Here is a 22764-nt window from a genome sequence, read left to right as displayed (position 1 = left end):
CGTCACTTCGGGACCGGTTCCGCGAGCGTGCCCAGATACGCCAGCAGGTCGGCAATTTCGGCGTCCGTGAGCTTGTCGAGCAACCCGGCCGGCATCAGCGACACGTCGACCGGCTTTTTGGACGCGATGTCGGCCCCGGCGATGCGCACGGTGGTGTCGGCGCCGGTTTGCAGGATCACGCCGTCGGTTGCTTCGTACACGATGATGCCGGTGTAGCTCGTGTCGTCGGTGGTCGTCACGCGCACGGGGCGGTACCGCGGGGGCACGTCCTTATTCGGTTGGAGAATAGCCGTGAGCAGGTCGTCGCGCCCGAACCGCTTCGTGATCCCGAGCAGCGACGGCCCGACCGCACGTCCGCCGTCGTGACACGCGGCACACGTCGCTTTCGTAAACGCGGCGCGCCCGCGCTCGGCGTCACCTTTAGCCCACGCAATGTTCGCGGCTCGTTTCTGCCACGCGGTTGTGTCGAACCCGTCGCCGGCATCGAGTGCTTTTGCTGCGTCCGGGTGCTGTTTCACGAACCATGCGACCCAGGCTTTTTCGGTCGGTTCGAGTTTCTCACCGGTGAACTTTTGGAGCAGTCCGAAGAGGGCCGTGCGCGTTGTGGCGTCCGTCTTCGCATCGGGGAACCGGCGCAGGGCACGGATGGCTGCGACGCAGACTTCCTTGGCGTCCGTTGCCGAGGACTTGGCCAGAGCATTCGCAGATGCGCGCACGAGGCTCGGGTCGAATGCCTTTAATCCGACAATAAACTTGGGGCAATCAGCGTCGCGCGGGTCGTGGGCCAACACACGCAGTACCGCGTCTTCCAACCCGGGGCGCTCCCATAAATCGCGTAGCAGCCGGTCCACATCTGTACGCGGCATTCGTGCGAGGAACTCCACGACCGCCGGCGTCCAGGCATAACGCTTATCCGCGGCCGCGCTCAGTATGAACCGCCTCGTCGCATCGTCCGCGTTCAGTTTGAGTGGGCGGACGAGTGCGGCGTGCTCCGGGCGCCCGAACTCCCTGTGATCGACGACCGCTTCGTTTAACTTGTGCCAGTTGCCGCCGAACCGAGTCAGGATCTCGTCGAATCGCAGCGGCCAGTGCCGGTCCAGAGTCACCCCGCGCGATTTCACTTTCTGCTGAAGCCCGAGCAGCGCTGTGGCGAGTTCACCGGTTTCCTGCGAAGTGGTCTTGGAACTCGTGCGTGCGGCCGCGATGAGGTAATGAAAGTCATCAATCGGATCACTGTCTTTTCTCATTCGGTCGAGCGTCGCCCGGCGCGCTGGGGGATCGAATTCGCCCCCCAGAATCGCGAACAGGCGCGCGAATTCGAGGTCGACCGTGCGCGGCCCTTCGGAGAACTTGCGGACCCGCTTGGCGAGGATGTCGTGTAGCTGGTGGGCCAGCGCCCTCGGGATTTCGTTGCGGAGCGTGTACCCCTCCCATACGGTGCCCACAGCGTCTTTTGCGGTGAGATCGCCGTGCGCGAGGTGTACGATCCGCAGTGCGGCGATCAGTTCACCGGACGTCGCGTTGGTGTTATCCAGTACCCCTAGCGCGACCTTCAGTGCCCACGCGGGTTCGTCTGCGGCAACCACGAGTGCGACTGCAAGTTGTTCGGCGGTGGGGGGCTTGGTATTCGGCACCTCACCGACCGGGACCGTGAGCACGACCGCGGCTCGTGCGGCCGCAGCACGGGTCAGTGGGTCGGTGGCAGTCAGATTTGATTTCACCGCGTTGTTGAGCGCTTCGCTCCGCGGTATCTTCTCGTGGTAGCGCACCACCATTTCCAGGGCGTGCCGGCGTTTGCGCGTATCTTCGGCCGCGTGCTCTGACTTTGGCTCTGTGTCCTTGATCCACTGATCGGCGCTTGTCTTGTCGAATTCCAGTGATCGCTTCGTGGTGGGTAGCGGCTTCGGGTTCGCGTCGCCCTTATCGAACGCGATCCGATACACGCCGCCGCGCGTGCCGCGCCCGCCGATGCTCACGAACAGTTCGCCCGTTTTGGGGTGAACCGCGAGTGCGGTTGGCGCGAATCCGCTCGTCCCGCTCGCTTCGGCGAAGACCTCGGGCCGGCCCGTGTAAGTCGAGTGATTCGCAGTAAGTGGAACGTAGTGGATGCGCCCGAACGTCCAGTCCGCGAGGAAGAATCCGCCGCGGTACTTCTCCGGGAACTGCGTGTGCAGGTAACACGCAACTCCCGTGGGCGATCCGCGGCCGAGTGTGCAAATTGGCGCCACCACGTCCGGAAAGTGCGGCGGTTTGCGCCACGTCTGCGAGAGTTGCGGTGAGCGCCAGCCGTAGTTTCCGCCCGGTACTACGTGATAAAGTCGACACGGCTCGTACCAGGGTAGGCCCACGCAGCGCTCGTTGTCAGAGTCGTAGGTGAACGGTTCGCCGTCACGGTTAAAGTCGAACGAGTACGGGTTGCGGAACCCGTCCGCGACGACTTCCACGTTCTTGAAATCGGGCGAGATGCGGACCAGTGCGCCCGCGATCGGGTCGCGTACCGGGGAGCGCGATCCGGTGATGGTGGACTTCCGCACGCCGGACATGTTCCCGCACAGGAGGTACAGCCAACCGTCCGGCCCGCGACGGACTGCATGGGCGTCGTGCTCGCCGGCCGTTTTCAGCGCGAGGATCGTTTCCGGCGGTCCCTTTAGTTTGTTTCGGCCGTTGTACCCGCGGTAGCGCTTCAACCCGCCGTCCCCAACCACAAAGAGCGAATCACCCTCCGCGAACAGCCCCATCGGACCGTCTTTCAGCCCATCGATGAGATCGATCGCACGATCCGCATAACTGTCGTTATCGTCATCGACCAGAATGCGCACGTACCCGCGCCCGGCGATCAGCACGCGGCCCGCGTCGTCGATGGTCATCGTGTAAACATCAGGCGCGATGGGATTGTCTGCGAACAGCTTCGCGCTGAACCCTGGCGCGAGTTTCAAATCGGTGACTGATGCGGGTGGTGTGGCAACCGCGGACAACAGGAGCAGGACGACAGTCATGTGTTGAGCCTGTTGGGTTCCAGGAGTGCCCCGAAATCTTTTTCCGGAATGTTGCACGACGCGCGGCGCGGTTCGCCACTAACTATGGCGCCCGCTGTTGAGGAGCCATTATGCCGCGCCTGACGCTTCGCACCCTGTTGGCCTACATAGACGATACACTGAACCCGACCGAAACGCGCAGTCTCGGTCGGAAAGTGGCGGCCAGCGACGAGGCCCGTGAACTCGTCGAGCGGATCAAAAAGGTCACCCGGCGCCGCGGACTGAAGACGCCCGTACCCACCGACGCCGACGACGAAACCGCCGACCCCAACACGGTCGCGGAATATCTGGACAACACGCTCGACTCGGACACGCTCAAGCAGCTCGAAGAGACGTGCCTAGCGTCGGACGTTCACCTCGCGGAAGTAGCCGCCTGTCACCAAATTCTGACGCTCGTGCTCACGGAACCGGTCCGTGTTCCCCCGCGTGCGCACAGGCGGATGTACGGCCTCCAGTCGGCTCCGGCTGCCACACCGGGCCGTCGGCCGAACAAGAAACTGCCCGTTGGCGGGGTGCGCACACCCGAACGCGACCGGGGGAGCACGACGACGCGGACGCGGCGCTGCTCCTCGGTATGAAGCGCTATTCCGCCACAACCACCTGGGCCGCGCGGTTCGCGCTGTTCGGGATCGCCGCGGCGATGCTGGCGTTCCTCACAGTGGGCGTGTACATGGCGCTCCCGCACCAGCCCCCGAAGCCCCCGGAAACGACTCCCGGGTACTCGTTCGCGCAATTGACGCCCGAAGAAACACTGCCCGTTAAGCCGAAAACTCCCGAAGGGCCGGCGAAGCCGGGCGACCCGATCCCGATTGAACCGAAGCCGAAGGTCGTGGACGTGAGCGAGGCACTCGCGCTCGCTGCGGGCGGAGTTGTAGGGGAAGTCGCTGCTACTAAGTCTAACGACCCCGGACCCGGTCTCGCGGACCCGGTTTCAACACCCGACACGGCGGTTCGCGAGATCGGGCGCGTTGAAACCAGTCGCACACTCGTCGTCACGCAAGACCCGGCGAAGCCCGGTGTCTGGTCGCGCCTCCGCGTGAAGGGGGACGGTGACGAAATTGTTGTGTCGAACGCGCCGGTCATGGCGCTCCCGGGGTACAAGGCGAACGTGCTGATCGGCGCACGCGACAAACAGGTCCAAGTGTACTTGTGGGGCAACGTGCCGGAACAGATCCCGTACCGAGTGTTCGAGTCCCGCGTGAAGTTCCACCCGCCCGCGGCCGGGTTCGACGCGGACCTGACGCTGCTCGGCGGGCGCATCTACCTCAAGAGCAAGAAGCCCGAAGGGGACAAGAATCCGGCGAGCCGGAAAGTGCGGGTTCGCGCTGCGAACGAGGTGTGGGACATCTCCCTGCCGGACGAGAAAACGGACGTGCTGGTCGAACTCATTTCGTGGTTCGAGCCGGGTACGACTTACGCCCGCGCGGGTGGGGCGCCGCCGAAGCAAGAGGGCCGGGTCGCGGTCCTGAACGGCGCGGCCAAGTTCGCCGCCCCGCGCCGGTTCAAGGCGGTCGACAAGTTCGCGGTGAACACGCAGATCGTCTGGGATTCCGGTTCCGGCGCGCTGGCCGACCCGCAGCCGATCACGAACATGCAGGAGGCGACTGCGAACCCGACCCTTGACGGAGACGATCAGAAGAACATTTCGCGCATCTTCACCGAAACGGCCGATCGCGTAACCGAGCGGAACGTGGTGCGCCAGGTCATCGAGTCGCGGCTCGATCCGCCCCCGACGGTCGTCGACCGCGAAGCCGTCGCGCGCCTCACGGTCTATTCCCTCGCGGCGCTCGCCGACAACTCACCCCCCGGCGACGAAATGCTCAAAGCCCTCGTGGACGTGCTGAAATCGGAACTGCCGTGGTTCGTGCGGCAATCGGTCGTGACCGCGCTCACGGCTTGGGTCGCCCGCGATCGCGGGAACACGGCGATTTTGCGGGCCGTGCTCGTGAGCAAGGGGCTCGGCGAGGACAAGGACGATGAGGACGCAGCCGACCGCTTCTTGCGTCTGATTCGGGGGTTCGTCTCGCCGACCAAGCCCGATCCCGAGCGCCTCGACGAGTTGGGGAAACTGCTCGCGGACAAGAGCATCCCGGTGCGCGAAGCGGCCCTGTGGAACATCGCGTCGGTGGATCTGGAAACGTGGGTTCCGCCCCCGGCCCGCGCGAACGTCGGTGCGGTGGGCGCGGCGGTGAACAGCGAGGACTATAAGAAGTTCCTGGTTACCTGGCGCGGGAAGATCGAAATGCTGAAGAAGCGCACCACTCCCTTTCCGCTTCCTCGACCCGTGCCGAAGGACGGAAAAGAGGGGAAGGGGTGAGGAAGAGAAGAGTGGGGGTGAAGGGGTGAGCGGGTGAAGGGGTGATTGGTCCCCAGTAGGCGCGGCGCAGACGCACGCCCTGCGCTCAACCGGGTGCATCCCGAAAATCAACCGATCGCGTGCCGGATAATTCACCCTTTCACCCGCTCGCCCCTTCACCCCCACTCTTCATAGACGTCACACCAGTGGCACCGTTTTCCCGGGCTTCAGGTCGATCACCTGAAGCTCGATCTTCTTGTAACCCTTCCACTCGTTGATTTTGGGCGTGAAAGCCAGGCAACAGTCGCCGTTCGCGCTCATCAGTTCTTCCAAACGGTCGGCCATACCCCACGCGACGCAGCGGATCGTCGTTTCGCCCTGGCGCACGCGGAAGTCCATGTGGCGCTGGACCTCGCCTGTCCCGATGAGACGCGCGCCTTCTACCTTTAGCCCGGCCGCGAGGAACTTCGGCTTCGGGTTCGCGGCGCCGTAAGGTTCCAATTTGTCGAGGTCTTTTAGCAGCCCGAACGTGATGGCCGAAAGGGGCACCTCGGCGTCGAGCGTGAGTTGCTGCGCCGGCGCGCCGCCGGGGTAATGGCCCGTGACGTAAGCGTTGAACCGCTCGCGCAGTGCCGGGATGCGCTCCGGGCGCACTTTAAGACCGGCCGCGGCCGCGTGGCCCCCGTGCCCTTCGAGTATGTCGTCGCACGCCACGAGCGCTGTGTGTAGTGCGAACCCGGTAACGCTCCGCCCGGAACCGGTGGCAATGGGTTCGTTCGGCTGCATCGCGATCACCAGCGCCGGTTTGCCAAAGTAGTCCACCAGTCGACTTGCCACAATCCCGATCACGCCCGGGTGCCAGTCCTCGGACCCGACCACGATGGCCGGGTCGTCCGCGAACTGCTCCTCGACCATTTCCTTCGCGGCCTGGGTGTATTTGCGCTCGTGCGATTGTCGGTCACTGTTCAGCGCTTCGAGCTGCTGCGCCAGTTGAACGGCCTTGGTGATTGAGGTAGTCGTCAGCAGTTCCACGGCAAAACTCGCGCAACCCAACCGTCCGGCCGCGTTCAAGCGGGGGGCGAGTTTGAACCCGACGTCCTCGGACGTCAGCACCTGGTCCGGTTTCACGCCACTGGCGTCGAGAAGTGCTTTAAGCCCCACGGAGGGGTTCGTGCGGATGCGTTCTAGTCCGTGGCGCACGAAGATCCGGTTCTCGTCGCGAAGCGGAACGACGTCCGCGACCAGACCGAGGGCCGCCAGCCCGACCGCGTCGAGAAGGATCTCGCGCAGGTCCGCGGGCACTCGTTCCGACCCGGTGGCGCGTTGTGCGACCGCCCACGCCAACTTGAACGCGACCCCGGCGCCGGACAGGTCACCGAACGGGTACGGCTCGGGGGCCGGCAATCGCGGGTGAACGAGCACCGATGCTAGTGGGAGGATCGGGCCATCTAGCCCCATCTTCATTTCGTGGTGGTCGGTGACGATCAGTTCCAGCCCGATTTCGCGCGCCACTTGTGCTTCCGCAAGGCTCGCGATCCCGCAATCCACGCTCACCACCATCGAGACGCCCGCGCGCTGAAGTTCGCGGAGCCGCTCGCCGTTCAGCCCGTACCCCTCGGACAGGCGCAGGGGCACGTGGAACTGCACGTCTGCGCCGAGTTTGTTGAGAACGCGGAGTAGCACGGACGTGCCGGTCACGCCGTCCACGTCGTAATCGCCGTAGATGCAGATGCGCCGCTTGTCGGTGATCGCGCGGGCGATGCGATCCGCCGCGTCGCGCACGCCGGGTAGCGCCATCGGCGGGAGTAGCCCCCCGAGCGGCGTATCGAGGAACCGGCGGGCCGCCGCCGCGTCGCGCACGCCGCGGTTGATGAGGAGTTGGGCCACGACCGACGACACCCGCGCCGACCCCGCGAGCCGGTTGGTCGCGGTTGGGTCGGACGGGAGCAAGTGCCACTGCTTTTCTGCACGCGCCACGGATCGGTCCTCGGTTCGTTCGGCAATAACCCTGTATTTAGAACGGATGTCCACTGCGAGAGCAACCCCAACATGCCCGGGGCGCTTGGAGTGGAGCGCGGCGCGGTCGGTATCCGCGGCGCATCCGCTGTTTTTGTGTGGTCCGGCGCCCGCGGTGCGATCGCGCCCGCGGCGCCTCACTTTGTCACGGAATTTCTTCAAGCACTTCACGAACCCGTCACGCCCCGCCGATTCGAGAACCACGTGAGTGATTCTTCACGGCAACTCAACCCGTTCTGGAGGATAGCCATCGTGACAGCCGCGTTTCTACTCATGTCGTCGGCAGCCCTGGCCGGTGCCGACCCGGTCGCTCAACCGGCCCCCGCGACGCCGGCCCCGGTTGTGGTTTCTGGCGCCGGGTGCAGCAACTGCGGAACCCCGGCCTGTGACCCGTGCGCGAGCGGCAAGGTCGGCCTGCTCGACAAGCTGAAGGCCCGCTTCCCCAAGAAGTCCCACGACTGCTGCACCCCGGCCCCCGCGCCGTGTGACCCGTGCGCCGGCGCCAAGCCCAATCTGCTCGACAAGCTGAAGGCCCGCTGGAGCAGCAAGAAGTCCCACGACTGCTGCACCCCGGCTTGCGACCCGTGCGGCGCGGCCCCCGCGGCGCCGGTCACCCCGCCGACCACGGGCGGCACGACTCCGCCGAAGGAAATGCCGAAGGGCACGACCCCCCCGAAGGAAACCCCGAAGGCCACGACCCCCCCGAAGGGCGGCGTGAGCATCCCGCTGCCGCTGCCCCCGGTCACCGGGGCGAGCGGCCTGGCCGGGAGCAGCAACCCGTACTAAGCCTGAGCAGTTTTTGATCTCGCGCCCGCCGGCCGTTCACTTAGAGCGGCCGGCGGGTACTTTTTTCCGCCCGATTACCAACTCTTCTCTTCCACCAACGCGGTCCGGCATTAGTATTGCCAAGAGACGGAAAACGCCAACGGGGTTAGCACGGATGAACGGGGCATCTCCGGGGCTCGGGGCCGAACTCGCAAACAAGATCGCGCGACTCGTCGAAGAGCGCGGCTGGAACCAAGAAGTATTCGCCCGGATCGCGCGCTTGAACCGGCACACGGTCCGTCAGATCCTCCAAGGCGGACCGAAGCGCCAGCTCCGGAACCTCACGGTCAGCCAGTGTGCAGACGCACTTGGTCTGACGGTGAGTGAACTGCGCACACTTCCACTTGAACGGCTGTTGCCGCGCATGCACGGCAAGCCGGCCGCCGACGAGGAGACGTTCGATCTTCTATACGAACGTGCCCAGTTGCCCGAACTCGTCGCGTGGTTGGAACGCAACCGCGATCGCGCGGTCGAACTGCGCCCGGACGAGGTGCAGGAACTTCTGGACATGCAGGCCCCGGGCGGGCCGCTGGTAAAACTCGGTGTGGAAACTTGCGTCGACCTGATCGAGCGCCGGCGCCATCTCGTTTGCCGGGTCAAGGAGATCGCGGGGACGGAGTATTTCGACTTCCTCGAACAGTGTGTGAAGCTCATCCACGAAAAAGTGAAGCCCCCCGGTCGCCGGACATAAGCCTCAGTCCCAAGATCGCATCTCGCGCCCTCTTTCGGCCCGACGTATCAGGTCGGTCGAAAAAGGGCCTGTTCGTTTTTAAGGTGCTGCTTTAACCGCCGTTTGCGAGACGTGATCGTGCTTGGGGAGATACGCGCTGGGGTGCTCAATTGCCCGCAAACTCGAACGTGACCCCGGGCCACTCGGACGCGAGTAGTTCGAGTACGACTTGCTGTATTGTCACGGCCCGGGCTTTGTCGAACGAGCGCCAGCGGGGGCGCCCGAGGAGCCGGGCCTCGAACGCGGTTCCGTGGTCGTCGGCCTCGATGTTCGGGAGAGTCCTGAGCCGCACCACTTCCACCGGGTGCCGGGCACAGATTGCGTCGCCGTGCACGAGCCACTCGGACGCGGGGCCGGACACCATTGTGATAAACCCACGTCGGGCGCCGGCCGCCAAAACGGATCCAGAGACTGCGCGAACGTGTTCCACATTTGAGAAGGCGAGTGCCCACGGTCCCGGCAGCAACTGCTCCCACCCGGGGCCGCCCATGAGGGCGCGTTCCCGGACCCGTAGGTCGTTCAGTTCCGCGCGATCGGTATAGTGGTCGGTACCCCAAACCACATCGAATTTGATCGCCCCCGCGTGCTCAACATCCACCACCGACCCGACGACCCGCGCGCCGAGTAGCTCAGCGCTTTGTTCGCAAGCCGCCGCCGCGACCGGCCCCACCAGATCAATTACGTCCCCGATTTTCACGGTGCGGGGGTCGGCCGCGAACCTTTCGTACCCGACCAGCACCCGCGCGCGGCGCGGTCCCGGTCTTGTTCCTTCGGTATGGTCACCGCAGAGGTGGTCTTGGGGATCGAATTCGATCTGAGTGGGCCAGAACTGGTGCGGGGGCGTCAGGTTAGCGAGTGCGAGTTGCACGCGAACAAACTCGGCCCGGGGGCCGTCACCGATTCGCGTACAGACATCGGCGTAGGCCGACCGGTGATCGTCGCGCTCCGGCTCCGCGAGGATTCGCTGGAGGGCGCCGTCGAGCGGGCGGTCATGTTCATCGAGCCAGTCGGCGTATACGAGCCGGGGCGTGCGCTCCAGTGGGGCGCACGCGACTGCGGCTCGGAGGGCGAGTTCGTCGCTCATCGTCGCTCCCGAGTGGACGGTCTCGACCGCCCGTAAAACGTGTCATCCTTGACCCGCCCGAGGTCAGAACAGCGCGTGGTAAGGTACTTGCGCAAGGTGTTCACCGAGTAACGGGACACCAGCATCGAATGGCACACGCCCGGTGGTGTGAGACTAGGGCGGTGCGAACTGCCGAACGGGTATGTTACTGGTAACACGGGTTCGAGTTTTCGCGGTTTGTGTAAACAATCTCGAACTTTATGTACGCGATGTGTATCGCATTGCGATTGGCGTGCCATTCACACGCTGCGCAAAACGCGCCCAACCGCATTCAGAGCAATTGTGTGTAACCATCGGCAGCAAAGCGGGTTTCGATGAGCCGTTTCGTGACACTCGGATGTGTTTTGGGACTTGCTTTGCTTCAGCTTGCAGCGAAATACTGCGTAATATTCCGACACATTGTATGCAAATTCTGAATTTCGCTTGGGGGATGAAGTTTCTGATGCGCGTTCAATCTATTGCGAGGCCTGATTGCTACCCGCCAGGTTACTTGCACGCGGGTTCTCAGAAGTCGCGTGTAAATCATCTGCGCAGTTGAGACTTCTGCCGCACCGCGTAGATGACCCATCTCAAATCGCCTGAACTTGTTTTCCGGTCGTGATTAATCCTCGACCGGAACTTTGAGCCGGGCCGCGGCCCGCTTAGCCGTCACGAGCCGTTGCGCCGTTAACTTCTCCGTCGCTCCCTTCAGTTTCGCGACGAGTTCGGCGGGGGCCTTGTCGGGGTGTCCGCAATCGAACGGGGGTTCCGGTGCGTATTGGAGATCAAGTTGGATCGCTTTTGCAGAGTCCGAGCCGCGTAACAATTCGGCCACCCGCAGCGCCCCGTCGATCCCGGCCGTAAGCCCGGCCGCACTCACGAACGTTCCGTCTACGACTACCCGCTGGTCCTTCGCCACGGCCCCGAAATACTTCAACAGGTGGACCGAGCGCCAGTGCGTCGTCGCGGACCGCCCCTTGAGCAACCCGGCCGCACCGCAAACGAGTGCTCCGGTGCACACCGAGAACACGCATTTTGCTCGCGCGGCCTGTTGGGTGATGAACGAGAGAACGCCCTCGTCTTCCATCAGATCTTCCTGGCCCGGGCCACCGGGTACGACCAGCAGGTCGACCGGTTCCGCTTCGGTCAAACGGGCGTCCGGCATAAGGCCCAACCCTCGGTAATCTCGCACCGGTTTCGTGTCCTTCCAGAGAAGTTGGACGGATGCGTTCGGCAAACGGGACAGAACCGCAAACGGGCCGGTCAGGTCCACCTGGTCCATCCGGGGAAATACGAGCATCCCGACGTTCAGGTGGTCCGCCATATTCTGTTCCTCGTTCGGGGTATCTGTGGCCGGTTCGTGGCGCGCGCCACACCCGCCTGCAGCAACAGTGCCCGTTAGGGCGACACGGATGAAGTGCCTGCGAGTTTGCATCGTTTAGTCCTCGGTTTCAATTTGGGGGCGCGAACGCGGTGCGGGCGCCTGCTCCTCGGCACCGCGAAATCGCGTTCGGTAGTCACTCGGTGCTACCCGCAACACACGCAGGAACGAGCGGCGCATGGAATCCGCGCACCCGAACCCGCACTCCCGGGCGATCTGCTCCAGTCCCGCGCCTGATTCCTCCAATCGCCGCCGCGCGCCCTCAACGCGGAGCCGCTCAACGAAGCGCGCGGGGGTGTGCCCCGTTTCGCGACGGAAGATCCGGCTGAAGTTCCGCACACTCATGTGGGTACGCTGCGCCAGTGCCCCCACGGACAGGTCGTCGGCCAGGTGCTCGACCGCCCACGTCTGTAGGTCGCGTAGGGGCTCCCGGTCCGCCGCCTGGAGCTCCAGTGACGTGCTGAACTGCGATTGACCGCCCGGCCGTCGGACGAACAGCACGAGGTTCCGGGCGACGCTCAGTGCGACGTCGCGCCCGAGGTCTTCTTCAATGAGCGCCAGAGCCAGGTCCATCCCGGCCGTAACCCCGGCCGAGGTGTACACGTTTCCGTCGCGCACGAAGATCGGGTCGGGTTCCACCCGGACCCGTGGGAACTCCCGGGCCAGTCGGTCGCAGAACGCCCAGTGGGTCGTCGCGCGGCGCCCGTCGAGGAGTCCGGCCGCGGCCAACAGAAAGGCGCCCGTGCAGATCGATCCGAGGCGCCGGGTTCGTGCGGCGCAACGCGCGAGCCACCGGAGAAGGGCGACTTCTTGCATAGCTCGATCGATGCCGGGTCCGCCGGACACCAGAAGCGTGTCGATCGGGCCGCGCCCCCCGGTGAAACCGCGGTGGGCCACCAATTGCACGCCGGAAGACGTTTCGATTGGCCCGGCCGCATTGGAAACGAGTTCTACGGAATATGCACTGCGCCCCAGTGCCCGGTTCGCATCGGCGAACACTTCACACGGCCCCGTCACATCGAGCAATTTGGCTTGTGGAAAGGCCAGGACGACGATTTTTCGGGGCGCTCGGGAACGGTGCGCGAGCCGATTTCGATTGCCCATGCGACAGCACTCCCGAACGTGTCTTCAGCACAACTATAGGCCGGCGGTGTGTGTGCCGAAATGACAACATTCCGACCATTTCGGCCAATCAAGAGCGGTTCCGGAGCGTGACCGGGAACTATTGGAGCTTCCCCGAACTCAGTCGACGAAATTTATGAGAGCACGATGTGAGTAGCGCCGCGCACTCTTCCGAACACCTTCAAACGGCTACAACAGGTTCACATCCGTGGTCCGTCTCGCTCTCCTCGGACCGCACCTCTTAATTCATCCAATCAGGAACCGTGTCATGCGAGGAAACCGCTTCCTCCGCCGCTCGGCCGCGTGCGTCGGTCTGGTCGCCCTGGCCGGGCTGCTGCGCGCTGCCGAGCCAGCTCCCGCTCCTCGTCCCGCCGGCGCCGCGGCCACGCTCGCCCCGCTGGGGCGCGAGACGTACCTGCTCCCGCCGAAGGAGATCGCCGACGCGGTCCTCGCGTCCCGCGGGGAGATCGTTGCCCTTACGAATCTCAGCCCGGACGGGCGCAAGTTTCTGATTGCCAAGCGTGATCCGTTGCCGTCGGTCGAGCGCCTCGGAGCCCCGTGCGTTCACCTCGCGGAGATGGCCTTCGATCCGGTCGCGTGTCGCTCGCGCGAGCTGTGGGTGGGCAGTGCGGAAGCGCTCGACCTGTTTTTCCCGGCCGAGCGCCGCACCGTCCCGGTGCGGGTGCCGTCGGGGGCGCGGATCGCGAGTCCCGCGTGGTCCCCGGACGGGTCCAAACTGGCGTTCTTCGCGCTGTTCCCGGACGCCACGCACATCTGCGTCGCCGACACCGAAACCGGCGCGTGTCGGAAGGTGACCCAAACGCCGGTGCTCGCGACCCTCGTGACGGCGTTCCAGTGGTCCCCGGACGGCAAGCGCATTCACACGGTGCTGCTGCCGGATGGGGGGAAGCGCCCGGTGCCGAAGCCCGGGATCGCGACCGAGCCGAAGGTCCGAATCGCACGCGACGGCAAAGACCCGTCGCGCACGTACCGGTACCTGCTCGAATCGCCGTACCAGATGCAGTTGCTCGAACACCTGCTCACCGGTCAGGTCGCGATCGTCGGCGTCGAAGACGGCGCGGTCACGCCGATCGGGGAACCGGCGATGGTCCGCAGCGTCAGTGCGTCGCCGAACGAGAAACAGTTCCGCGTGGCGACCGTGAAGAAGCCGTTCTCGTACTACGCGCCCTTCCAACGGTTTGGCTCACAGGAGAGCATCTGGAACGTATCCGGCAAGGTGCTGGTGACACTATCCGATCGCAATCTGCGCGAAACCGAGACGCCGCCCGTGGTGACCCCGGCGACGACCCCCACGCAACCGCCGTTCCCCAAGGGCGGGCTAACGAAGGGCGCACGCGGTACGGGTGGCACCCAACCGGTGCCGGACCCGACGCAGCCCGCGCCCACCCCGCCGGTGAACCCGATGAACCCGGACGACGCGCCGACGGTCGCGCCCGAGCCGTTCGACCCGGACGCCAAGCGTGACCTCTCGTGGCGCCCGGACGGAAAGGGGATGTCGTTCCTGCAACTCGAACCTGCCGCCAAGGACGCCAAGAAAGACGACACCAAAAAGGACGACGCGAAGGCGGTGCGCAAGGACCGCGTCATGCAGTGGCTCCCGCCGTTCGGGAAGGACGATGCGAAGGTCGTGTACGAGTCGCCGAACCGGATCGTGGGCGCGCAGTATTCCGCCGACGGGCACTGGCTGTTCATCTCGCAAACTGTGGACGCGCAACGGCAAATCACCGCGATCGACCTCGCCAACACGAAGACGACCTACGTGATCTCGCGCGGCGGTTCCGACTTCGCCGCACCGAAGAAGGACGAACCGCCGGCCAAGAAGGACGGCGACAGTGATAACGAGGACGCCGACACCGAACAGCCCGGCGCGGGTCGGGGTGGGGCGACGGTCGGCCTCGGGCTGTTGGCCCGGCCACTGGGGGCGGTGAACGTGGTCCGCGTGTCGATCGCCGGTACCGTTTACCTTTCGGGCACCGAGCGCGCTCGCGGTGCCGGGGAGGGCGCGTTCCCGAAGCCGTACATCGACGCAGTTACCATCAAGACCGGCAAGAAGACCCGCGTGTTCGAGGGCAAGGCTGATGTGCTCGAAACGGTCGACGGCGTGGACGGGGACGACGTCAAGTACGTGTTCACCACGCGGCAGAAGTCGAACGTCGTGCCCAACTCCTATGTGACCGATATCGCCACTGGAAAGGCGACGAAGCTGACCGACAACGTGGAAAAGAGCGCGTGGTTCCACGAGCTGAAGACCGAGCGCTTCCGCGCGACCCGGGCGGACGGGATCAAGTTCTGGGTGAAGGTGACGCGGGCGCCCAAGGCCGAGGGCAAGCTCCCGGCGCTGTTCTGGATCTACCCGCGCGAGTACGCGGACCAGGCCGACTACGATGCCAAGGCCGGGCGCGGCGGCACTGGCACCGGTCCGGGGGCGACGGCCGGGCGCTACACCGGGCCGGCGCCGCGGAGCGTCGCGATCCTCACGCTGGCCGGCTACGCGGTGGTCGAGCCGGACGTACCGATCGTCGGCCCGGCCGGGCGGATGAACGACAACTACGTCCCGGACCTGCGGAACGGGCTGTGGGCCGCGATCGACGAGTGCGACAAGCGCGGGATCATCGACCGGGACCGGCTCGCGTGCGGCGGGCACAGCTACGGGGCGTTCAGCACGGCCAACGCGCTGGCGCACACACCGTTCTTCAAGGCCGGGATCGCTGGCGACGGGTGCTACAACCGCACACTCACCAGTATGTCGTTTCAGTCCGAGCGCCGGCAACTCTGGGACGCCCGCGAAACCTACCTGGAAATGTCGCCGCTGTTGCGCGCGAACCAGATCAACGGCGCGCTGCTGATGTACCACGGCATGGAGGACGCGAACGTGGGCACGCACCCGATGAACTCGGAGGCGCTGTTCGCCGCGCTCGACGGGCTGGGCAAGCCCGCGGCGCTGTACATGTACCCGTATGAGGGCCACGGGCCGATCGCCCGCGAAACCAACCTCGATATGTGGGCGCGGTGGCTCGCGTGGCTCGATCTGTACGTGAAGAACACGAAGGCGAAGTAGTCGCAAGCCGCCTCGGTCGCGCGCTTCCAGTCGCGCGCGACCGAGGGCCAATACATTCCCAACTTACTCGAACTAACGCATGCCCGTTTCGCCGCCCGCGTCCCTTCTCATAGAGGGACCGGTAGGTCTTCCCACACACCGAGGTTCCTGCCAATGGCCTCACGCCTCCTGGTTCCGCTCGCGCTCGCGATCGGGACCGCCTTCCTTTACCCCGGCGGCGCGGCGCGTGCCGCGGAACCGGTCGCCCCGAAGGTCACCACTCCGAAGGCGCATTTCGGGTTCAATCTGGGCGACGACTACTGCCTCGCCAACTACGAACAGTATGCCGCGTACCTCGCCAAACTCGCGAAGGAGTCCGACCGCATCAAGGTGGTCGATATCGGGCGCACCGAGGAGCGGCGCCCGCAACTGATGGCGGTCGTAACGTCCCCGGCCAACCACAAACTCCTGTCGCGCTACCAGACTATCGCGCGGGATCTGGCGAACGCCGATGGGATCACGTCCGAGGCGGCGAAGAAGCTGGCGGCCGAGGGGAAGGCCGTTGTGTGGATCGACGGCGGGTTGCACGCGAGCGAGGTACTGTGCGCGCAGGCCGTGGCCGAGACCGTTTACCAGATGGTTAGCGGAACCGACCCCGAGACGCTCCGCGTGCTGGACGACGTGATTATCCTGTTCGTCCACGCGAACCCGGACGGGCACGACCTCGTGGCCGACTGGTACATGCGGGATAAAGACCCGAAGAAGCGGTCGCTCGGCGGGCTGCCGCGGCTGTACCAGAAGTACATCGGGCACGACAACAACCGCGACTTCTACGCCAACACTCAAGCCGAGACGCGGAACATGAACCGCGTGATGTACCGGGAGTGGCTCCCGCAAATTGTGTACAACCACCACCAAACCGGCCCGCCCGGTACGGTCCTGTTCTGCCCGCCGTTCCGCGACCCGTTCAACTACAACTTCGACCCGCTCGTGGTTAGCGGTATCGACGCGGTCGGGGCGGCGATGATGCAGCGGTTCCTGGCCGAAGACAAACCCGGGGCGACGACCCGTTCCGGCGCGCGGTACTCGACGTGGTTCAACGGCGGGCTCCGCACCACCGCGTACTTCCACAACATGATCGGGCTGCTTACCGAGACCATCGGCAGCCCGACCCCGATCCGCGTCCCGTTCAACCCCGCGCTGCAACTGCCGAAGGCCGACCTGCTCAGCCCGGTCGCGCCGCAAGAGTGGCACTTCCGCCGGTCGGTCGAATACTCGGTCACCGCGAACAAGGCCGTGTTCGATTACGCATCCCGGCACCGCGAACAACTGCTGTACAACATCTGGCTGATGGGCAAGAACGCCACCGAGCGCGGCAACAGGGACAGTTGGACCGTCACGCCCAAGATGGTCGCTGCGGCGAAGGGCGCACGCGGCGCGGACGGGTTCCAGAAGTTCTTCCGCGACCCGGCGAAGCGCGACGCACGCGGGTACGTCGTTCCGGCCGATCAGCCCGATTTCCTGACCGCTACCAAGTTCGTCAACGCTCTCATTGGCACCGGGGTGCGGGTCCACCGCGCGACGAGTGCATTTGAGGTGGCGGGGAAGAAGTACCCGGCCGGTTCCTACGTTGTGAAGTCGGCGCAGGCAGTTCGCGCGCACGTACTCGATATGTTCGAGCCGCAGGACCACCCGGACGACTTCGCGTACCCCGGTGCGCCGCCGACGCCTCCCTATGACGCCGCGGGCTACACGCTCGCGTTCCAGATGGGCGTGCAGTTCGATCGCCTCCTGGAAAGCTTCACCGGCCCGTTCGAGGAACTGAAAGACGAGGTTCCGCCGCCGCCGGCCAAGGTGCTCGACGCGAACGGAGCGGTCGGGTTCTTTCTCCGTTCGAGCACCAACGATGCGTTCCGCGCGGTGAATCAGTTGCTCGCGGCCGGCGAGGAAGTTCGGCGCCTGAAAGAACCGTGTACCGTTGATGGCGCGAAGCACCCCGCGGGCATGTTTTTCGTCGTCAAGAAGGACGGCACGCAGGAGCGGCTGGAAAAGATCGCCCGGGCGCTCGGCACGCGGTTCGTCGGCAGCACGGAGGCGCCCGGGAAAGAGGCGGGCACGCTCAAACCGGTGCGGGTCGCGCTCGTGGACCGGTACGGCGGGTCGATGCCGTCCGGCTGGACCCGGTGGCTGTTCGAGCAGTTCGAGTTCCCGTTTACGGTCGTGTACCCGCCGGACCTGGATCGCGGCGGGCTGCGCGACAAGTTCGACGTGATCGTGATCGTGGACGGTCTGGGCGGCGGGCGCGGCGGTGGTAGCGGTGGGGGTGGGGGCGGCGATCAACCGCCGGAGCCGAACGCGGTGGACGAACTGGCGCTGCCGGCCGAGTTCCGCGGGCGCCGCGGGAGCATCACCACTACCAAGACCGTACCCGAACTGAAGAAGTTCGTGACCGCCGGCGGGACGCTGCTCACCATCGGTAGTTCCACTTCGCTCGCGAACCAACTCGGACTGAAGATTGAGAGCCACCTCATTGAGACTGGGACCGACGGGAAGGAGAAACCGCTCGGGCGCGACAAGTTCTACGTACCCCCATCCGTGCTCCGCGCGAAGGTGGACCCGGCGCACCCGCTCGCGTGGGGGATGTCGGACGAGGTAGACGTGATGTTCGCGAACAGCCCGACGTTCCGTTTCCCGACCGGCGCCGCTGCGAGTGGGTTAACGCGGGTGTCGTGGTTCGCGGGTAAATCGCCGTTGCGGAGCGGGTGGGCGTTCGGGCAGGAGTACCTCGACGGCGGGACGGCAGTGATCGACGCGGCTGTGGGGAAGGGGAGGGTAGTGCTGTACGGCCCCCAGGTGCTGTACCGGGCGCAACCGCACGCCACGTTCAAATTGGTCTTCAACGCGATCGTGCGTGCGGGCCAAAATGAGTAAAGCGGTTTCGCCGCACGGATCGGACCCCGGTCGACTCTCCCCGACCGAGTCCGACCGTATCACAGCATTGACGCGCACCGGGGAGCACAGGCGGTGCGCGGGGTAACGGAGGCACTCGTCATGGCCGACCCGTTGGACTGGTCGAAGTTACCGTCCGAATTGAGTTGGCTGGCCGGACCCGCCGAGCGGTTCGGATTGCTCCAGCTTGATGACCCGATCCACGACATTCTTGCGCGGACTTGATCCGGTCGGGCGAGCTGAATTGCACACTCTGTCCGAACGGTGGGGTGACGCTTGGCCTGCGATCAGCTCGTGGCTCGACGAGTGCCCGGCAACGGCGGCACTGCGGGCCACGTTGACGGCGCTTCCGTCACCGCAGACAGTTGAACGATGGGCACCATTGGCCGGTTGGATCGTTGCTGGCGTGGTCGTTGTCGGACTGATCGCTGCGACGGTGGGTCCGTGGTCCCGACCCGACACAATGCCATCGTTCCCTTTGAAAGTACCCGGCGAGCCGATGCCGTTCGTGGCCGACGGGGTGATGCACTTTGACGGGCGGACCCGGACCGTCACCCCGGTCCAGCGGTTTGCCCCCTGCACGCTGGAGGCGTGGGTGTGGCCGGAGGAGTACCGGGACACCGGCACCCAGGCGGTGATCGGCAGCGACATCCCGACCAAGTACGGGATCGGCCTCGGTATTACGGGCGTGGTTCCGTTCGTGGAGATCGTCCCCGGTATCCTAAAGGGAACTCAGCCCGTCCCACTGCGGAAGTGGTCGCACCTTGCGGGCGTCTTCAGCGAGGAGGGAACTCGCCTCTACCTCGACGGCAAGCTCGTGACGAAGGGACCGGCGACCAGGGCCGAAGGCGGGACGAAGTTCGTGATCGGGAACATCGGCCTGGGCAACCCCATCGACTATTTCAAAGGGAAGGTGCGAGCCGTGCGGATCAACCAGGGCGAGCGGTACGCCGACGCCTTCATTCCCGTCGAACAACTGCTGCCCGATGCCACGACGGTGCTGCTGTACACGGCCGAGTCGGTTCGGGGTGACGTGGTGAACGATTTCAGCGGAAAGGGCCACCACGGACGTGTCGAACGAGGATTCGCTTCGCCGCCATGAGGAGACGCAGCCCGAACCCGTTCGTTCCTTCACTCCCCGCCTCCCCAGACCTGACACGGCTCAAAATGCCGACACAGTTCGAGGAACCCGTACTCGTCCCAGAGGGCGGCGTAACTCATCTTGCTGCCGAGGAACCGACTCTGGAGTCTGACCAAGACCTCCCTCGTGAACGCCACGACGTGGTTCATGCCGCCGAGCCGAACGGGGGCGACGACGGGCGCTTGTCGAAGCCGCTCGTCCTGGGCCGGTCCATCGGGTCCGCCGCCCCCGCCTTCCGAACTGACAGGGCAGGTCGACTTGAATCGACCGCAAGACGGGAGGCGTCACGGTGTGATCCCCGTTTCGGGCTACGGAGGCCGCACCAGGGTCAACAGGAACGAGGCGTCTTCGAGGCACCGGACCGAGTGCGGCTCGCCGCCACCCAGGTAGAGCACCCGGCCCGCCGTGAGTTCCTGGGTCTTGCCGAGGGCGGTGAAGGCGATCTTCCCTTCCAGGCAATGCACCGTGATCTCGCCGGGGGCGTTGTGTTCCGCCAGTTCCTTGCCTGCGGCCATCACGAGGCGGATGACTTCGAGCCGGTCCGCCTTGAACAGTGTGGTAGTCTTTGCCGTTGCCAGAGCCGGTCCCAACGGGCGCACGTCGATCACGTCGCCCGGCTGCGCATGAGGAATTGCCATCGCCCGCCTCTGTCGTTCGGAAAGAACCGTCAGATCGGTTCGTGGTCGCTCAAACATTGCCGCAGTTTCGCCAGGACCGCTTCGGCGTCCAGCCCCCGCACCCGGCACGCATACCCCAGCGACTTCCCGCCGCACGAGCAGTCGATGCCCAACGCCTCGAACACCGCCAGTGTTTGCGGGTGGTCGATGATCCAGTCGGGAACGGACGTGTCGAGGTCGCACGGGGTCACGGTGCTTCCCCCGTGCGGAACGAGTGGCCCGTCTTCAGCCCGGCCACGAACCAGACCAAAGCGACGGCACCGAGGAAGAACACCGTGTCGCCGGGCACCCGCAGCCAACGGAGCGTCTGCATCGTCGGCGTCTGCATGAACTCCGGGCTGCGGGCGTACCAGTACCCGTGATCGACCGACGCCCACGTCTGCATCAGGCCGACCGGCAACAGGCTCAACAGGCACATCGCCGCCAGCCCGCCGTTGAGCGACCAGAACGAGAACTTCAGCCACCCGTCCGCCCACTCCCGGCCGGGGATCAAGGCCCGCAAGCAGACGAGCATGAGGCCGATGCCGAGCATCCCGTACACGCCGAACAGGGCGGCGTGGCCGTGCAGCGGCGTGGTGTTGAGTCCCTGCATGTAGTAGAGGGCGACGGGCGGGTTAATCATGAACCCGAACAGCCCGGCCCCGATCATGTTCCAGAAGGCGACCGCCACGAAGAAGTAGATCGGCCACTTGTACCGCTGAACCCACGGCGTCAACCGGGACCGCCGCAGGTCTTCCATCGCATCGAAGCCCACCAGCGTCAGCGGCACGACCTCCAGGGCGCTAAACACCGACCCCCAGGCCAGGGCGACGGTGGGGGTGCCGGAGAAGTACAGGTGGTGGCACGTCCCGATGATGCCGCCCGACAGGAAGATCGTTGCCGACAGGAGGGCCGATGCGGCGGCGATGCCGGGCCGGATCAGGCCGAGCCGCATGAAGAAGAAGGCGATGACCGTGGTGGCGAAGACCTCGAAGAACCCTTCGACCCACAGGTGGACGACCCACCACCGCCAGTACTCGACCATCGACAGGTGCGAGTGCCGGCCCCAGGTCAGCCCCGCTCCGTAGAAGAGGGCGATGGCGGCGCTCGCCACGGCCAACAGCGTGACCAGTTGCTTCTGCTCCCCCTTCTGTCGTAACGCCGGGAGCAGCACCCGCACCATCAGCACCAGCCAGAGGAGCAACCCCACGAACAGGGCGATCTGCCACGCCCGGCCCAGATCGACGTACTCGTACCCCTGATGGCCGACGTAGAACGACACGTCGTCGGACAGCTTGTTCTGCACGCTCAACCACTGGCCCGTCAGTGACCCGGCCACGACGACGAGCAAGGCCAGGAACAGAATGTTGACACCGAGGCGTTGGCCCTTCGGCTCGTGTTCGCTCACCAGCGGTCCGATGAACAGCCCCGCCGCCAGCCACGCCGTTGCGATCCAGAACAGGCCCATTTGGACGTGCCACGTCCGGCTGACGCTGTACGGCAGCCACTTCGAGAGCGGGAGGCCGTAGAACCCGTCCCCCTCCACGCCGTAGTGGGCCGTCACCACGCCGAGCAACATCTGGAGCAGGATCAGTGCGGCTACGACCCAAAAGTATTTGACGGTGGCCCGCTGCGACGGGGTGGCGACCCATTGACCCAGCGGGTCGGATTCGGGCGGGGCCGTCGCCCCTTCCTCACTCCGGCGGGCGGCGTACCACCAGACCATCGCCGAGATGCCCGCCAGGAGCATCATGATGCTGACGCCGGTCCAGACGACGGTTTCCCCCGTGGGCTGGTTGCCGACCAACGGCTCATACGGCCAGTTGTGGGTGTAGGTGATCTGGTCGTTCGGGCGGTTCGTGGTTGCGGCCCAGGCGGTCCAGAAGAAGAAGGCGGACAGTTTCTTCAGCCGGTCGGGGTCGGTGACGGCCCCCGCCGGGATGGCGTACTCGGCCCGACCGTTGGCGAACACATCGGAGTAGTGCGTGAGGTTCGCCCGGAACGCATCCGCCCGAACCGGGGAGACGGTGACGGTCCCCGTGCCGGGGGCGTAGGTGTTGGTCCGCATCTCCTTCGCCAGCCGCCCCCGGAGTTGCGCCTGGCGCTCGCCGTCCAGTTTGGCGTACTCGGCCCCAAACTCCGTAGTCGCCCAGCGGTCGAGGATGAACGTCGCCTCCCGGTGCAGCCAGTCCGCCGTCCAGTCCGGAGCGACGTAGCTGCCGTGGCCCCACACCGATCCGACCTCCATCCCGCCGAGCGACTGCCAGACGTTCTGGCCCGCCCGGATGTCACCCTCGCCGATCAGCACCGTGCCGTCCGTCGTCACGACCCCGGCGGGGAGCGGCGGCTTCTCCTGGTAGATGCGTGTCCCGATCCAGCCGAGGACCAGGAAGGAAAGGACCATCACCAGCGAGAAGCCGATCCAGAGCCGTTTCATGTCATTGCCCCACGGG

The 22764-nt window shown here is 65.4% G+C and carries 17 protein-coding genes; 8 read left to right on the top strand and 9 right to left on the bottom strand.

All coding sequences use genetic code 11. The features are described 5' to 3' along the window. Positions 1–2: 2 nt before the first annotated feature. On the bottom strand, positions 3–2996 hold the full coding sequence (locus tag VT84_RS24105; RefSeq protein WP_082841280.1) for a c-type cytochrome: 2994 nt from the start codon (positions 2994–2996) through the stop codon (positions 3–5). A gap of 110 nt (positions 2997–3106) precedes the next feature. Between VT84_RS24105 and VT84_RS24100 the strand changes: the two genes are divergently transcribed. Next, positions 3107–3613, top strand: coding sequence for a hypothetical protein (locus VT84_RS24100; protein ID WP_082841279.1), 507 nt, complete (start codon positions 3107–3109; stop codon positions 3611–3613). After that, on the top strand, positions 3610–5352 hold the full coding sequence (locus tag VT84_RS24095) for a hypothetical protein (RefSeq protein ID WP_082841278.1): 1743 nt from the start codon (positions 3610–3612) through the stop codon (positions 5350–5352). Before VT84_RS24100 ends, VT84_RS24095 begins: the two co-directional genes overlap by 4 nt. Before the next feature lie 177 nt (positions 5353–5529). Here VT84_RS24095 and recJ read toward each other — a convergent pair whose 3' ends face one another. Beyond that, on the bottom strand, positions 5530–7308 hold the full coding sequence (gene recJ / locus VT84_RS24090) for a single-stranded-DNA-specific exonuclease RecJ (RefSeq protein WP_082843400.1): 1779 nt from the start codon (positions 7306–7308) through the stop codon (positions 5530–5532). A gap of 291 nt (positions 7309–7599) precedes the next feature. Here recJ and VT84_RS24085 point away from each other — a divergent pair, with 291 nt between their 5' ends. Together VT84_RS24085 and VT84_RS24080 are read left to right on the top strand one after the other, a co-directional pair. Then, positions 7600–8133: a hypothetical protein gene (locus VT84_RS24085; RefSeq protein WP_157469782.1), complete on the top strand. Its 534-nt coding sequence runs from the start codon at positions 7600–7602 to the stop codon at positions 8131–8133. Between the two features lie 154 nt (positions 8134–8287). After that, positions 8288–8863, top strand: coding sequence for a helix-turn-helix transcriptional regulator (locus VT84_RS24080; protein WP_052552881.1), 576 nt, complete (start codon positions 8288–8290; stop codon positions 8861–8863). A 145-nt stretch (positions 8864–9008) separates the two neighbouring features. On the opposite strand, the gene VT84_RS24075 is transcribed toward VT84_RS24080, so the two are convergent. The 3 genes from VT84_RS24075 to VT84_RS24065 all read right to left on the bottom strand — a co-directional run bounded on the left by VT84_RS24075 (position 9009) and on the right by VT84_RS24065 (position 12489). After that, positions 9009–9986, bottom strand: coding sequence for a TIGR02996 domain-containing protein (locus VT84_RS24075; RefSeq protein ID WP_052552880.1), 978 nt, complete (start codon positions 9984–9986; stop codon positions 9009–9011). 640 nt (positions 9987–10626) lie between these two features. Further along, positions 10627–11328 carry a DJ-1/PfpI family protein gene (locus VT84_RS24070; RefSeq protein WP_082841276.1) on the bottom strand — a complete coding sequence of 234 codons (702 nt, stop codon included), beginning with the start codon at positions 11326–11328 and terminating at the stop codon, positions 10627–10629. A gap of 114 nt (positions 11329–11442) precedes the next feature. Beyond that, positions 11443–12489 (bottom strand): GlxA family transcriptional regulator, encoded by a 1047-nt coding sequence (locus tag VT84_RS24065; RefSeq protein ID WP_052552876.1) that lies wholly within the window; start codon positions 12487–12489, stop codon positions 11443–11445. A 286-nt stretch (positions 12490–12775) separates the two neighbouring features. On the opposite strand from VT84_RS24065, the gene VT84_RS24060 reads away from it, so the two are divergent. The 4 genes from VT84_RS24060 to VT84_RS24050 all read left to right on the top strand — a co-directional run bounded on the left by VT84_RS24060 (position 12776) and on the right by VT84_RS24050 (position 19616). After that, positions 12776–15586 (top strand): S9 family peptidase, encoded by a 2811-nt coding sequence (locus VT84_RS24060; protein WP_082841275.1) that lies wholly within the window; start codon positions 12776–12778, stop codon positions 15584–15586. A 153-nt stretch (positions 15587–15739) separates the two neighbouring features. Next, the gene (locus VT84_RS24055) at positions 15740–18496 is read left to right on the top strand and encodes a M14 metallopeptidase family protein (RefSeq protein ID WP_082841274.1); all 2757 of its coding nucleotides are present in this window, start codon (positions 15740–15742) and stop codon (positions 18494–18496) included. A gap of 120 nt (positions 18497–18616) precedes the next feature. Continuing rightward, a complete protein-coding gene (locus VT84_RS41775) occupies positions 18617–18739 on the top strand; it encodes a hypothetical protein (protein WP_255359510.1) in 123 nt (40 codons plus the stop codon). A 238-nt stretch (positions 18740–18977) separates the two neighbouring features. After that, on the top strand, positions 18978–19616 hold the full coding sequence (locus VT84_RS24050; protein ID WP_162271826.1) for a LamG domain-containing protein: 639 nt from the start codon (positions 18978–18980) through the stop codon (positions 19614–19616). Positions 19617–19645: 29 nt separating this feature from the next. On the opposite strand, the gene VT84_RS41770 is transcribed toward VT84_RS24050, so the two are convergent. The 4 genes from VT84_RS41770 to VT84_RS24035 form a co-directional block, all read right to left on the bottom strand. Next, positions 19646–19771, bottom strand: coding sequence for a hypothetical protein (locus VT84_RS41770; RefSeq protein WP_255359509.1), 126 nt, complete (start codon positions 19769–19771; stop codon positions 19646–19648). 192 nt (positions 19772–19963) lie between these two features. Next, a complete protein-coding gene (locus tag VT84_RS24045) occupies positions 19964–20293 on the bottom strand; it encodes a cupin domain-containing protein (RefSeq protein WP_052552871.1) in 330 nt (109 codons plus the stop codon). Positions 20294–20322: 29 nt separating this feature from the next. Continuing rightward, positions 20323–20523 (bottom strand): DUF542 domain-containing protein, encoded by a 201-nt coding sequence (locus tag VT84_RS24040; protein WP_052552869.1) that lies wholly within the window; start codon positions 20521–20523, stop codon positions 20323–20325. Beyond that, complete coding sequence (locus VT84_RS24035) at positions 20520–22748, bottom strand: nitric-oxide reductase large subunit (RefSeq protein WP_082841272.1); 2229 nt, start codon at positions 22746–22748, stop codon at positions 20520–20522. Before VT84_RS24035 ends, VT84_RS24040 begins: the two co-directional genes overlap by 4 nt. Positions 22749–22764 lie beyond the last annotated feature (16 nt).

This window comes from Gemmata sp. SH-PL17 (assembly GCF_001610855.1).
Lineage (GTDB): Bacteria > Planctomycetota > Planctomycetia > Gemmatales > Gemmataceae > Gemmata > Gemmata massiliana.
This window is presented reverse-complemented; position numbering and strand designations above follow the sequence as displayed.